Source organism: Bradyrhizobium sp. 141 (assembly GCF_023074055.1).
Classification (GTDB): Bacteria; Pseudomonadota; Alphaproteobacteria; order Rhizobiales; family Xanthobacteraceae; genus Bradyrhizobium.
The window spans coordinates 32,335-45,675 of sequence record NZ_JADPKR010000104.1; the positions used below are offsets into that span (position 1 = coordinate 32,335).

The 13,341-nt window shown below is 56.8% G+C and carries 12 protein-coding genes and 2 pseudogenes; 4 read left to right on the plus strand and 10 right to left on the minus strand.

The annotated features are described in order from the left end of the window. Window positions 1-116: 116 nt before the first annotated feature. Window positions 117-1,481: an FAD-binding oxidoreductase gene (locus IVA81_RS33235; protein WP_247326159.1), complete on the plus strand. Its 1,365-nt coding sequence runs from the start codon at window positions 117-119 to the stop codon at window positions 1,479-1,481. Window positions 1,482-1,490: 9 nt separating this feature from the next. After that, entirely contained in the window at window positions 1,491-1,895 is a 405-nt protein-coding gene (locus IVA81_RS33240; protein WP_247326162.1) for a Rid family hydrolase, read from the plus strand. Between the two features lie 334 nt (window positions 1,896-2,229). Here the strand turns inward: IVA81_RS33240 and IVA81_RS33245 are convergent, their stop codons facing one another. From IVA81_RS33245 to IVA81_RS33265, 5 genes are all read right to left on the minus strand, one after another. Beyond that, window positions 2,230-2,526, minus strand: coding sequence for a hypothetical protein (locus IVA81_RS33245; protein WP_247326164.1), 297 nt, complete (start codon window positions 2,524-2,526; stop codon window positions 2,230-2,232). Between the two features lie 173 nt (window positions 2,527-2,699). Then, the gene (locus IVA81_RS33250; protein ID WP_247326168.1) at window positions 2,700-3,362 is read right to left on the minus strand and encodes an XRE family transcriptional regulator; all 663 of its coding nucleotides are present in this window, start codon (window positions 3,360-3,362) and stop codon (window positions 2,700-2,702) included. A 528-nt stretch (window positions 3,363-3,890) separates the two neighbouring features. Then, on the minus strand, window positions 3,891-5,009 hold the full coding sequence (locus IVA81_RS33255) for a histidine decarboxylase (RefSeq protein WP_247326171.1): 1,119 nt from the start codon (window positions 5,007-5,009) through the stop codon (window positions 3,891-3,893). Between the two features lie 97 nt (window positions 5,010-5,106). After that, window positions 5,107-5,709 (minus strand): GNAT family N-acetyltransferase, encoded by a 603-nt coding sequence (locus IVA81_RS33260; protein ID WP_247326173.1) that lies wholly within the window; start codon window positions 5,707-5,709, stop codon window positions 5,107-5,109. A 589-nt stretch (window positions 5,710-6,298) separates the two neighbouring features. Beyond that, window positions 6,299-6,541, minus strand: a complete 243-nt coding sequence (locus IVA81_RS33265; RefSeq protein ID WP_247326175.1) for a hypothetical protein — start codon at window positions 6,539-6,541, stop codon at window positions 6,299-6,301. A gap of 720 nt (window positions 6,542-7,261) precedes the next feature. On the opposite strand from IVA81_RS33265, the gene IVA81_RS33270 reads away from it, so the two are divergent. Together IVA81_RS33270 and IVA81_RS33275 are read left to right on the plus strand one after the other, a co-directional pair. Beyond that, entirely contained in the window at window positions 7,262-7,654 is a 393-nt protein-coding gene (locus IVA81_RS33270; RefSeq protein ID WP_247326176.1) for an avidin/streptavidin family protein, read from the plus strand. A gap of 567 nt (window positions 7,655-8,221) precedes the next feature. Next, window positions 8,222-8,426 (plus strand): annotated as a pseudogene (locus IVA81_RS33275) (cold shock domain-containing protein). A 67-nt stretch (window positions 8,427-8,493) separates the two neighbouring features. On the opposite strand, the gene IVA81_RS33280 reads toward IVA81_RS33275, so the two are convergent. The 5 genes and pseudogenes from IVA81_RS33280 to IVA81_RS33300 all read right to left on the minus strand — a co-directional run bounded on the left by IVA81_RS33280 (window position 8,494) and on the right by IVA81_RS33300 (window position 12,571). After that, entirely contained in the window at window positions 8,494-8,721 is a 228-nt protein-coding gene (locus tag IVA81_RS33280) for a hypothetical protein (protein WP_247326177.1), read from the minus strand. Then, the gene (locus IVA81_RS33285; protein WP_247326178.1) at window positions 8,622-9,383 is read right to left on the minus strand and encodes an ornithine cyclodeaminase family protein; all 762 of its coding nucleotides are present in this window, start codon (window positions 9,381-9,383) and stop codon (window positions 8,622-8,624) included. The genes IVA81_RS33280 and IVA81_RS33285 overlap by 100 nt, the downstream gene beginning before the upstream one ends. A gap of 285 nt (window positions 9,384-9,668) precedes the next feature. Continuing rightward, a pseudogene (locus tag IVA81_RS33290) lies at window positions 9,669-10,954 on the minus strand (FAD-binding oxidoreductase). 65 nt (window positions 10,955-11,019) lie between these two features. Further along, window positions 11,020-12,264 (minus strand): type II toxin-antitoxin system HipA family toxin, encoded by a 1,245-nt coding sequence (locus IVA81_RS33295; protein ID WP_247326179.1) that lies wholly within the window; start codon window positions 12,262-12,264, stop codon window positions 11,020-11,022. Beyond that, entirely contained in the window at window positions 12,257-12,571 is a 315-nt protein-coding gene (locus IVA81_RS33300) for a helix-turn-helix transcriptional regulator (protein ID WP_247326180.1), read from the minus strand. Before IVA81_RS33300 ends, IVA81_RS33295 begins: the two co-directional genes overlap by 8 nt. Window positions 12,572-13,341: the final 770 nt, after the last annotated feature.

Here is a 13,341-nt window from a genome sequence, read left to right on the forward strand (position 1 = left end):
TTGCACCAATTTTGGCGAGTTGCCCATGCCGGCAAAAGGCTTGTACTGCGCTGTTGCATTTAATGCAAGTCTTTTTTATATTATGCAAGTCCATGATGGGGTCTCAGATGATAGCCTTGACCGACCACAGCAATTCGGAAAGCGAACCGACCGGGATCAGCCTGTCGGAGCTTGCGCAAGGTTGGGCAAAATACTGGTCGACGCCCGGGACTCCATTTTGGTGGCGCGCAGCGCCGCCGGCCTCTGGACCTTGGCCGAGCCTGCCAAAGAGTGCTGACGTCGTCGTTATTGGAGCTGGTTTTACAGGACTCTCGGCCGCCCTCGTCCTTACGCGTGCCGGACGTCAGGTCGCTCTGGTCGACGCTGGTGCTCCGGGATTTGGCGCGAGCACGCGCAATGGCGGCCAGGTAGGCAGCGGAAATCAGAAATTTCGCGTCAAGACCTTGATCCGCATGATGGGCGAACGCAAGGCTATCGAGCTCTTGCGAGAGGGCGTGGAGATGCTCGACGGCATCGAAGCTCTCGTCAAGCAAGAGAATATCGACTGCTCATTTGCTCGGTGCGGTCGTTTCCGCGGCGCCATGCGACCGGAGCACTACGATTCAATGGCGCGCGACATGGAGGATCTCAGGCGCTACAGCGGCGTGGACTCCTTTATGGTCGCCCGGCAAGAACAGCACAAGGAGATCGGCACGGATCTGTTCTACGGCGGCTCCCTAGTCCCCCACGACGCCAGCCTTCACCCGGGCAGGTATCATTCGGGGCTTTTGGAGCGCGTCATCGAGGCTGGCGCGACGGTTCACGGCGATGCACCTGTTCGAGGAATCACGACCGACAATTCTAGTCATATCGTGCATTTTGACCGCGCGCAGATCAGAGCCAGAAACATACTCGTTGCGACGAACGGCTACACCAAGAACGTAGGTGCATTCTTTCGAAAGCGGATTGTGCCGATCCGCTCCGCACAGCTCACGACCGAGATTATTCCAGCGCAAACTTTCGCGCGGTTGATGCCGACGCGGCGGGTCTACGGCAACACAAACCGGGTGTTCTTCTATTTTCGCCCGGCGCCTAATGAGAACCGATTGATTTGGGGCGGACGCGCGAACCACTTCGCAAAGGACACAGCTCTTGCTGCATACGCGCATCTCGCCCGCGATGTCCTGCGTACGTTTCCAGCATTGGGGGACGTGAAGGTCGCGTACGCCTGGAGCGGTCTTATCGGCTACACCTATGACGAATTTCCGCACCTGGGTCGATCCCCAGAGGGGATCTATTACGCGATGGGCTACTGCGGAACGGGTGTCTCTCGATCAACGCATTTCGGGCAAAAAATTGCGCTCCAGATGCTTGGCAATGCTCGGGGTCGATCTGCATTCGACGGACTGACTTTTCCCAGCCATGTTTTTCACACTCTCGCAAGACCGGCCATGCCCCTCGTTGAAGCATGGTATCGCGCGCGCGACATCACGGGACTCTAAGGAGATAAAATGGTTACTCACGTGAAAACACACCAAAGGCGACAAAACATTTCTTCGGGCGGCGCTTACGAGAACGTTTTCGGCTATTCGCGTGCCGTCGCGAAGTATGGCCAAGTTCACGTATCGGGCACATGCGCGCCAGTCGATTTCGAAGGTCGCACTGCTTATGAGCAGGCAAAAGCCGCGCTCAAGACCATTTCGGCGGCGCTGAGGGCAGCTGGAGCTGAGCTCGACGACGTCGTGCGCACGGTCGTTTATGTTCGCAACATCACCGATGCTGACGAAGTCGCAAGGGCTCACCTGGAAGCGTTCGACTCCATTCGACCAGCGTCCACTCTGGTGCAAGTCATATCTTTATTGCGTGCTTGGCAACTGGTCGAGATCGAAGCTTATGCGCTATTCGAAAAGGCCTAAAAGGATCAGAAAGCTGCCGAGGCCCCACTTGGGAGACATCCGAGAGGAATGTCTCTCGGCTCCAATTCGAGATTCGCTCGCCGGCAGCGACGTCTGGCAAATGGCGGTAGGTACCCTTTGGGTACTCCTCCCTCCACTGCCCGGAGCTCTAACGAGCTCCGGGCTTTTTCGATGGCGAGAATTCTCTATCTTCTGCGAGGCACAATCCTCGATTGCGTGCGACGTAGTTCTTGAATTAGGCCTCTCAGCCGGATAATGGCCGCCTTGCGCTTACGTGGGCGATTGTGTCAAGGCGTTAAGAACTATCGACGCGACCTGTACTTTGTCCCCTAGGCTAGGCGCCGTGCCACTTCGGGGCGATCGCGTTCGCCAGCAACCACGCTTTTCTTAAGCTGAGCTTCGCGGCATGCACGAAGTCCCACACCGAGTGGTAATCGACGTTCAGGCCGCGTCCGGCAAGCTCGGCAGCCAGCCCGCATATGGTGAAATCGCCGACCTGGAACTGTCGCGACAGCCACCCCGCGTGGTCGCCCGAAATAGCCTTCGGTTTATGACCGCTCATCTGGCCAGGCTCAACGCTGCCGGTCTCATCGACCCGCTTCATCCAGCCGATTGTCGTGCTGATCGCCACCTCAAGCTACTTGGCCGCGCGTTGCCGTACATTCCGCCATCAATCGCCGCCACCACGCGTTTGCGAGCATCAATAATACGGCTTGCCCATCCATGCTGGCCTCCGCCCAGCTTGGTGAATCAGAAACAGACTGATTTGGGAATCCCAAATCGATTCAGCCTAACCATCCCGCTTTAGTCTGCATAAATCACGATCGTGATGAACTGAATGGAATCATCTAAGAGCGTTTCGGGGCCATGAGGAATATTGCCAGAGAATGTGAAGGCATCACCCGGCTCAAGGAGCTGGGTTCTATTCTCAAATCGATATTGCATCCTGCCGCCCAGCATGTAGAGGAATTCAGTTCCATGATGCTGAAAGCGCGGGTAGTCTTTACTCTTTTTATCTATATTGACGACGAAGAGTTTGAAGACCTTTCGCGATCGCTTCTGCTCGGAGAATAGTCGACAGGTGTAGCGGATCCCACCGCCCGAGCGGACAACCTCCCTTTGATCAGAGGCCTTGATGAGCCTTGCCTCGCTCTTCTGCTCGATCTCACTCAACAAAGTCGAAAGATCAGTCCCTAACGTGGCGCAGATACGTTCAAGCAACGCAAGACCAGCAGCAGATTGCCCGTTTTCGAACCGGCTGAGCATCGAGACAGAAATGCTTGCTTCCGACGCAACATCCCGAAGTGTAAGCCCACGTTCGAGCCGGGCACGCCGAATGGCAACGCCCATTCTCTCCTCAATTGGTGCCATCGAGATCCTCGCAGTGGCGTGCAGACGCTGCTGCGGCACGAGTTCTTTCTTGAGCTTGTCTCCGCGCTCCTGATCCGCTCGCTTGACCTTGCGCAATTCGATGTTCTCCTGCAGAGAATCCTCGAGTAAGATTTGATGCTTAGAGCGCTCTTATGTGTATCAACAGAGTTCATCGGTGTTGTCTCGATCGCCAGGACTCGATGGTAGCTGAAACCAACAGCTCGATGCGGGCGAGCGAGAACGGCAACATTCATCCGTTTGATGCAAATGTGGCGAAACGAGTACTCGCGAGACTTGGCTTTACCCCGGGACGAGCTCGGCAAAGTAGGCCTAACGGTTTGCGGCTGCTTTGAATACCTCACGGACCCCAGTTCAGCCTGGTGTGAACGACGTCCTGCAGGTTCTGCCATTAGGTCGTCCCGCTCGCGCGTGCAGCCGTCGCGAAGTGGCGATTAGGCCCGAAATGTCATTGCTCCGGCCTTTAGGTATTATGGGTCCGAACAGCAGCTCGAGCAGGCTTCTCTACGTTTACCATCCGGCGCGATCAGCCGAGAAGCTCACCTACTCCGTTGCTAACGGAAAGCGCAAGCCACGCGCACACAACACGAGCCGTTGTTGCTTCCCCTACATTCGCTCTCTTCTGTTCGTCATCGCCTCGATTAGCCCATCGATTCGGCACTTGGTTATGCCGGGCGTGACGATCAGATGGCTGACATCGTTAGTGGCAATTTGCCACTCGCTCTTAATCCCTTCTCCGACAGGCGGAAACACTAGGGTCAGCGCATGGGGATTACGCCACGCGCTGACGCCGCGCGCATTGAACTCATCGACAGCATAAGCAGCCAACTGCTCACATTCAAGAAACGTCCGCTTCATTCCCTCGATACCTAGACTCCGGATCACGTACCAGAGAATGATCGGCGTGTACGCATTGCGCGATCCGCTCAACGTCGCGTCCAAGCTGCCGATGTAATCAACCGCCCGCACTACACGCTGGACGTGCTGCTTACGAGAGAGAACGACGCCGCACGGCATCGGAGCGCCAAGAAACTTGTGTCCGCTGAGCGTGATGGAGTCGGCTCCATCCGCGAAATCGAACGCCGGTTTCGGATCCAAGAAGGGCGCGTACGGTCCGCACAATGCGGCGTCGCAATGGAGGTAAACGTCATTGACGCCGACTTCGCGAAGGACCGTGCGAATTTTGGCTGCATCATCTTTTCCCTCCTTCATCGTGGTGCCTATATTCGCGACTACAACAGCCGGGCGGTACCGGCTACGGGTCGCTTGCTGCTCTAGATCCTGATAGCTTATTTCCCCATTGGGCTCCGAAGCCACCACGCAATGTTCAAGCCCAAGCAGACGAACTCCCTTGCTCACACTATAGTGCGTTTCTCGCGAGAAGTAGGTGACCGCATCCGGATAGAGTTCGCGGCCGAGATACAGCCCATAGATATTGCCTTCGGTCCCCCCGTTGGTGACGTATCCCCAATAGTCACAGGAAGGTGCCCGAAACAGCTGGGCAAAGAACTCGACAACTTCGCATTCGAAGGCGTGGGAATTGACCCGATAGGTTCCTGGTTCGAACGGGTCGCCAAGGTTGTTCCCTGTAAATTTCATGAAGCGCCACAGCGGTTCATAATCGAACCCTTTCGCAAACGGGAAGCCGAGAAAACTTTCGTTTGCCTTCTCCATCGCATGAAATAGGTCATCGAGTCGTTTAAGGTGCTTGAGTTCTAGCATCATGAGTCTTTCGCAGTTGCCCAACTCGTGGGCCCTGTTAGCTATTCCATTTCACGTACGCGCGTGGGTGCCGCCTGGGGCAGGCTCGCCGGCGCAGCTCTTAACGAGGCTCACGAAGCATAGGAAAAACCGGTGGCGAACTGCCGACCTGAACCTCACCCATGACTTTCCATCCCAGGCTCTCATATAGCCGTGCCGAGTCAGAACTACTGGCTTCCGTAAATGCTAGTCCTTTCGCCTCGTCCAGGATCGCAAGACCGTGCCGGTAGAGGAGCCCTCCCAACCCAGACCGCTGGAGCATGGGATCGATGCCCAGCATGGTGAAATACCAATGCGGCTCCTGAGGGTGAAACTTGCCGAACTCTTCGAATACCCTTTCAGTTTCGCTTCGTCTGTACTCTGGAACGCTACCCAGCAAGAACTTCATCATGCTCGCGTCGTCCCGCTGCACTTTGTCGGTCAACCACAGTAGCGCTCCCTTGTCGCCGTTGTCGAAGTACGCACCGCTTCGATCTGTGTACGGATCGCCAGCATAACAATTGAGGAACCCGCCGAAATGGCGTAAGTAACGATGCGGCTCGGGATAGAGCCACCTTAATAAGGGACACATCGTGAAGGCTGTCGTCAGAACGGCGCTGACCCTCGAGCGATCCTCGGGCGTGACGATCTTGACCGACTCGTTCTCTCTAGACACTGTTTGCATAATGCACCTCTCTGGGACTCCCGCGAATAGGGTGATCGATCAACGAGGCCCGAATTACTCCGCAACCCCGTGCTTCGCCTCACCTGCGCCTCGGCATTGATTGCGGGCCGCCTGACCAGCATCCAGCAGGACTTGTGCCACTCCGATTGTAGCGGCACACACTCTCGCTTTCTTCTATCGAGGTGTCGCGCTCGTAACAGCTTGCCAGGTTGCAGACATGACACGTGTGAGGTTTCGAATAAGAAGCGTGAGTACGGTCGAAGCGAGTTGCGCCTCCTGGCACACTGTAGGGATACGGAGGCATGCGGTTTTGCCGCGCGCAACATAACCATTTTTCTAGGAACGCTCTGCGGGACGGTAACCGCGTTGAGCGCGAGGTATTCCCCTTGAAGCCAGTCCGCCTTTAACACCGGCACGACGCACGCCGACGCAAATCCACCCCATTTTCAGAAGCGCTTGCCCTTGGCGGGATGGTGTTACTCCCCGCGCGCAGCGTCTCTCTTTTCAAGGAGCTCGCTCTTGACTTCGATCAGTTACGCATGATGGAAGACATGCAGGTCGGCAACTTGTCAGTGCGCAGGTAGGACCCCTACCTGCTGCGGGTTTCGCAGTTCGCCAGACATTTTTGCTCGGCTCGGTCTACCAGACAGGCCTCGTCGATATATCTGAGGAGGTTCTCGTCGGAGAACTGCCTTGGCGAAACGTTGATCGCCATCAGCAGCGGAGGAAGGCCGTCGCGCTGCCAGGCCATGTTTTGCTCACAAGCCGCGTGCATGTTGTTTGTTGACGCGACGTGCCTCGCAAGCCGCGGACTCCACAGCGGTGCCTTCATTCAGCCGTCCATTGAGCAGCCTTTCACGCTGCTTCTTCGAAGATGGCTAAGAAACAACCGACTGGCACCTCCCGCGTCTACGGCTTCCTGCCTGAATTGGGGATTACAAGGATCGCGGCGAGACACGATCGATACGTCGCAGACTTGAATCGAGATCCGGAGGGCTGCTATTGGTTCGTTCCAGGAAGCCGTGATTTCCGAGTCTCTGTTCGGCGAACACGGATCTATCAGGAGCGCCCGGACCCAAGGTCTTCTTTCTCAAGGATTGGTCGAATCGTATCGCCAGTCGCTATCTGAGATCATTGGCCCACGAAAGTCGTGCGGGCGGGGCCTGCTTCTTGATCTGCACGCGTTTTTCGGACCCATTGAAGACGCTGATGCTAGCAACACGGGATGGACGTCCTGGCGCGGATTGCCCGATCCGATACCGCTCGTGGACAATGACCTCTACTCTCCGCATCTCCTCCGACGACCACAGGCATGGCACATCAAAATAACCGAGCATCGGCTCGGCGCTCGGCCGGCCAGGCGAACCGATTCGAGGATGAAAAGCGCCGAGGGCTCGACAGGGTCCGGCTACGCCGCGATCCAGCGTGATTCGGGTATATGCGCCGCATTCCTTTGCCGAACGCGAGATAAGAGCAGCGAATATGACCTCAAATTGTATCACGCTAGATGATCCACGTTGCGACCTTTAAGTGACCTTTTTGGGGCTCCAATATGAAGAGACTTCTGGGACTCTTGCTGCTCGCCCATTCCTTCTTTCTTTCCGCCGAGGCCATTGCACAGGGGCTTCCTGCCCCCTCATACTGGAAGAATGAACGAGGTTCAGAACTTTTTGTTTGGTCCGTCAATAGCGGGGCAATACAAGGGACTTTCACAAACCATGCTCAAGGGTTTGCGTGCCAGGGCATTCCTTATCCTGCATCGGGAGCCGTTAGCCCAACTGGCTTGTATTTTGTTGTTAGCTTTGCCCAGTGCAATTCCTTCACCCGGTGGGTTGGAAAACTCAACGGGTCTCAAATGCCGACCTCATGGACGCTGTTCTACGTTGACAAGAACGGCAAACCCGGCAAGTTGAAGGGTGCCGATACATTCACGCGCGTATGGTAGTTTTCAATCTTCTTGCTCTGTCGCGACCTTAGATTGGAAACTCACTCTCGCGAGTTTTTGGCTGCGTCTCTTCGGGAAATGTGGGCTCGCCTTCGTGGAGCACTGGCCTGTCCAGGATCAGCTTCGATGCTGGACAGCCGGCAGGTCGTGCCGAACGGCCCGGGAAAAACATCAAAGGGCCTCTCCCGAAATCCGAAAGGACATTCTGAATTTGCGTCAGAATCGCGGGACGATCCGTGCACTACCGTTACTTTTCAGGTCCTTGTTTTGAAGCCGAGCGCGGGCTCCGGCAGATGCCGCTAACATGTGCGGCGGTCGCGTTGCCTGAGTTTGGTTGACGATGTGAATTTTCAGCTCTCGATACTCAGAATTCTCACGCAGCGCGATTCGCAGGCTTCGCCGCCGAAAGTAGCCAAGGGCGCGCTCAGTCTAACCGTTCCGCGAAGCTGCTTGCTATTGCCGCTTCATGTTGCGCGGCGACAAGATCGCACGTTGGCAACGAGTACGGACTTGATCCCTCTCTAGCCACTAGGTAGATCGCCGTCATTTGGAATTGGAGATACTTTAGTGACGACTTGTATCGTAAAGTGGTTTAACGTGACCCAGGCTATGGTTTTATCAAGCTGGATGATGGCGGAGCTGACGTTTTCGTGCACATACGGCGGTCGAGAAGGCCCGCTATACCGATCTTGCAGAGGGGGCCTTGATCAGGTTCGAGATCAAGACTGGCAGCTCAGGCAAGGTATCCGCAGAAAATCTGCGTACAGGATGATTCGCGCTATCAGCTACATGACGCGTCAACAGTGATTCGCCGTGTTTTTTCAAAACCATTGTATTTCTCAGGCAAGAAGATTCGCAGCCGCAAGATCTTCGATTGCGGCGCCAACAGACTTGAAGAGAGTGATCTCTTGCTGCGAAAGGCGGCCAGACTTCAAACCATTGGTTAACTCATGAAGATCCCCACAAATCAATGAGGCGTCCCACCGGCCAGCCGCAATCGGCTGGAGCAGATCACCGGCTTCTTTGAGGGCACCCGCATAGTATCTACGAACACGCGGCTGCGGCAAACAGCATCGTCGTCGGTCTCACGCATTTCTGGTGTGAATGCGTCGACGAGATCGAGATGTGTTCCTGGCCTGAGGTGCTGGCCTACGATCAGCGGCTCACGTGACGTGGTGGCGCAGCTAACGATGTCCGCCACCGAGAGAGCGTCCGTCAGATCAGCAGCCGGTTTGACCTTGAGGCCCTGATGCTCAAGTGTGTCCGCGAGCGCTTGGACACGTTGCGCATTGCGCCCCCAGACCAGCACGGCTTCAATCGGCCTAACTGCGCGATGGGCAACGGCCAAATAGGAGGCGAGCCGGCCGGTTACAATTAGCAGCAGCATGCGGCTGTCGGGGCGTGAGAGATGTCGTGATGCGAGCGCGGAGGCGGCGGCCGTAGGCCGATTAGTGTGTGTTTCGCCATCGATCATTGCGCGCGGCCGGCCGGTTGCCGTCGAACAGCATGAGGAAAAGGCAGGGAGACCGCATTCCCCGCTCTTCGGAAACACGGTCACCAGCTTCACGCCGAGTGCCTTGCCCCGCTCCCAAGCCGGCATTGTCAGGAGACGACCTGGGCTTGCAGCGGTACCAACATTGTAGCTCTGCCGCACTGGCATCGCTTCTCCGCCGCGCCGGACGGCTTCGCTTAAGGCATCGATCAACCTGGAATAGTTCGAGGCCGGCATCTACCTCTGGGGCGGAGAAATAACGCGACATGATTTCCTCGTTTTCATTCGAAGTTCGGACGAGTTTAGCACCCGTCGCTCCGTGACAGCACGGTCTATACCGCCGCCAAAGAGAGGCCGTCGCCAGCGTTTAGAATTCCGTGTGAAGCTCGACCGAACGTACAGAACACAAAAATCTCTCGCCTCGTAGCAACAGATCGATCGAGGTCTATGGCCGTCAGAGCGCGAAGTTGAGCCATGAGCATGCCGATGACAGCCCCATACTTGGCGAACTCGCTTGGGTAATCAGAACCGAGACTCCATTAGGTGAACAAGTTGGGACCCCGCGATGTAGAAGGCTTCCCGCGCGGCACGAAAGCGTTGCCGTTCAACGGCAGTGACCGGCAGCGGAAGATCGTTCTCCGCGATCTGCCCCAGAACGTACGAAGCCAACACACTGCCAAAGACTGTGCCAGGTGCGATGCCGCGACCGTTGTAACCGCTGAAAGCAACGACGTTGCGGTCGAGTTGGTGAAAGCGCGGCAGGTTGTCCGAGATCATTCCAATCATGCCGAACCAGCCGGTTTCAAACTTCGACATCCTGAAGTCCCGGAAACAGCTTGCGCAACGATCTCTGAGCCCATGCCCGGTGAACGGATGCGCCCAATACCCTCAAGGGCACCAACACTGCCAAACACGAGGCGCCCGGAGCAATCCAAGCGAAATGAAGAGAGGACCTCTCGAGTGTCCCACGCTCCCTGCCGTTCAGGCAGGATCGACTTCCTCAGACCATCCGGCAGAGAACCTGTAGCAAAGTTGAAGTAGGGCAGATGGATCTGCTCCTGCCGTACCTGCGACCAAAGTCCTTTACCATAGGCATCCGTCGCAACGATCACCCATTCCGCATCTACCGATCCGCTTTCTGTGCTGACCCTCCAGCGCAAGCCGTTGTGTTGCGCAGTAACAGCCTCGCTCTGTGTGAATATCCTAGCCCCTGCTGCAAGCGCGGCTCTCGCTAGACCGTGCACATAGGCCAGCGGCTGTATCGTCCCGGCGCGCTTATCGAGCAGCGCCCCGCTGTATTCGCCACCGCCCACTTTCCTGCGTGTCTCCTCTGCATTTAGCACTACGACAGGGGCGCCACGCTTCTGCCACTGTTCGGCGCGGGCCTCGATCTCTTGCAAGCCCTTACGTCCGACGGCACAATGCAGGGTACCGGCACGCTCCACTTCACATTCGATGCCATGCTTTTCGATGAGGTCGAACACCTTTTGGGGTCCACGGCCGAGTTGTTCAATCAACCGTTCGCCGAACGGGGCGCCGAGCGTATCCGGAAGGGTGTCAGGCATCACCCACATGCCCGCGTTAACCAGACCGACGTTCCGGCCCGAACCGCCGAACCCAATTTCGGACGCCTCCAACAGCGCGACGCGCGCCCCTCCTTCCGCGAGATGAAGTGCAGACGACAGCCCGGTATATCCAGCGCCAATCACGATCACATCCGCTGCGGTGTCACTGGCGAGGGGAACAGTGTCTGGCGCCGGTGGCGCGGTGAGAGCCCACAATCCATGTGATGCTGAATTGTTTCGCATCCAGCAATCCTCATACTATTCTTGGTTCTTGATCAGCCCAGGTCGTGCTGCAATCAGTGCCGCCCCTAAGGGTCAAGGATGGATACCATTTCGTCGATATGTGCATCGATCCGCTCGAGAACCTGCCCAGGCACGACGTCGCGTTCTGGAAGAACTGACCACTTGTCGCGCACGGCCGCCGCGGTCTCAGCTACAGCCGTCACCACTGCCCCCTCTGGAAGACGGCTGCGGTTCGCGAAATTGCGCCAGCGCTCTGGAGTCAGAGCCTTGAATGACTTTTCGCCCGCAAGGCTCAATGCTAGACCATCTTTCGGGATATAGGAAGCTGTTGAGAGCACGTCGTAGATTGGCGCCAACGTAGGCGTCCGTCCGTCTCCAGGATACAGTAACGACCAATTCTTGAGATGCATGTCGCCATTGCCCGTGATCGCGGTGAGCGCAAGACGACGGACAAATTCGATCGCGGAATCGAACGAGACACCGCTGTTCAGCGCGGCCGCGATATTGTGATACGCCGCACCGGTATATTTCTCGGACGGATAGCGGCCGAAGACCTGTGCAAAGTCCTCCATATGCACGCGCGCTGCATCGGCACCGCGATCGAAGCGACGGACAAGAAGCACTTTGCCCGTGGACATGGTGTTAAACTCTTCCGGAATGCCGACGAAATCCGTCTTTTCGACGAGCTCACGTGCAGGCACTTCCATCCCTAGCGCTTCCGCCAAGGCTAGGATCGCGAATTCGTTTTCCGAAAGTCCAATGTGGGTGAGGGAGGGAAATTTCGCGATGTGCTGCCCTTGCTCATCGTCGACGGCGAGCGTGATCCCCCCTTCTTTTCCGGTATTTTTCATCACGGAGAGCTTCATCTGGACACCGGCGAGCGAAAAGCGCGCCTTCTTCTTGCCTTCTGATTCTGGCCCGGCCGGAACGGGGACGCCGTCGCTCGGCAACGCTCGTACCGCTCCCGGTAGATTTGTCCCCAGTGCGGCCAAGAGATCGAAGTCGTTTCCAGGTCTTACTGACGCTGCGTGGTGCTTTTCCATTGCTTCGCGCAGTTTCTCTTCGGGCAGCAAGTTCGCGAAGAACGGCGGCAGCGCGCCGCGTATGGGTTTGGGATCCCGGCGGAGGCTGCCATCCGCCGAGCGAAGCGACAGGCTGAAGATCGGAGGGTCGTTCAAGCTCCGATACGCGGGCAAGAGATTGAATGCGTTGTAGTCGCCCGGCGTTCGGACGAGCGTGCCGACGGCAAGATCGTTTAATGAGATGTCGAGCGATTGGATACGTTCAGCCGCGAAGACAGGCTTATTCATGCTCCTCCTCCTCAACATCTGACGTGAACGCAGGATGGTCATCATCGCCCGTAGCTGGCTGCAGCATTGATTGAATAGCCGGTACCATCGCTTGCGGAATCAGCATCATTTCCATGCCAAGGGCGCGGGCAACGTTGACGAGTGTCGTTGCGCGGGCTGCAGCGGCACCCGTTTCAATGTCGCGATAGCGGGGCCTGCTAATGTTCGCCCGGAGGGCGACTTGCTCCTGGGATAGGCCAGCAGCCATTCGTGCTCTGCGAAAGTGCAGGCCAAGTTCCTTGAGCAGCGGGTTTGGAGCCGAAGCCATGGATACGTTCTCGGATCATTAACACCGAAATGATATCTAAACAGATCATAGATCGCGGTCAAGCGAAACGTGAACAGATCTTTCTCGGCGAGAATGATCCGTAAACATATCTTTATGGCAATGTTCCAGCGGCACTTGTCGTCTGAACTGTTGACTCTGCTGCCAGAATGCCCTTGGGGCTAATGCTGACGCGATGAAGGAGGCAGATCTTATCGCCAAGGTTGACCGATGTTCCCATGCGCTCGCGTGCATTGGGCGCACAGGAATGGCCCGCCAGCGAACGAACCCGATCCTGGAACGCGGTGCGTCGCTTTTATGGAACTCCAGTTGAAAGCGGTCGGTAGATGGATCGTCGAAGTTCTTCCATGACGCGCCGTCCTAGTGGCGTCGTGCCGAGTCGTTTCCGTGAGGCGCCTTTGGCGCCGAGCAAGTCCGTATCGCCAAGTCAATTCCGATGTCCGCCAGCCCGCCTCGATGTAGCTGCGAAGCGTCGAACTACCTATCAGTTCGTTTTTCATTCTTCGACATGCTTCCCATGAGGGCCAATAGCCTGCGGGCGTGACCGGGCCGCTGACGTGGCCACTCGCAGGGCCGCAATGCGAGCGGAGTGGTCTCGGCGACCTACCAGCAACTTTTCTTCTATTCGCGTTGATATCCAATCCTACGACGCGCAATTGACGTGTTCCTATGCAACATCAACCGGAGCATGATGGTCAAATCGGCGGCACTCGACAGGCAAAGTTCGACGACTGCGTCGATTCTCTTGACGT

Bases quoted from the DNA above. Each gene is read 5' to 3' on its own strand.
- IVA81_RS33240 (WP_247326162.1), top strand. From the start codon at position 1,491: ATGGTTACTCACGTGAAAACACACCAAAGGCGACAAAACATTTCTTCG.
- IVA81_RS33300 (WP_247326180.1), bottom strand. From the start codon at position 12,571: ATGGCTTCGGCTCCAAACCCGCTGCTCAAGGAACTTGGCCTGCACTTT.
- IVA81_RS33295 (WP_247326179.1), bottom strand. From the start codon at position 12,264: ATGAATAAGCCTGTCTTCGCGGCTGAACGTATCCAATCGCTCGACATC.
- IVA81_RS33255 (WP_247326171.1), bottom strand. From the start codon at position 5,009: ATGATGCTAGAACTCAAGCACCTTAAACGACTCGATGACCTATTTCAT.
- IVA81_RS33265 (WP_247326175.1), bottom strand. From the start codon at position 6,541: ATGAAGGCACCGCTGTGGAGTCCGCGGCTTGCGAGGCACGTCGCGTCA.
- IVA81_RS33270 (WP_247326176.1), top strand. From the start codon at position 7,262: ATGAAGAGACTTCTGGGACTCTTGCTGCTCGCCCATTCCTTCTTTCTT.
- IVA81_RS33260 (WP_247326173.1), bottom strand. From the start codon at position 5,709: ATGCAAACAGTGTCTAGAGAGAACGAGTCGGTCAAGATCGTCACGCCC.
- IVA81_RS33285 (WP_247326178.1), bottom strand. From the start codon at position 9,383: ATGCCGGCCTCGAACTATTCCAGGTTGATCGATGCCTTAAGCGAAGCC.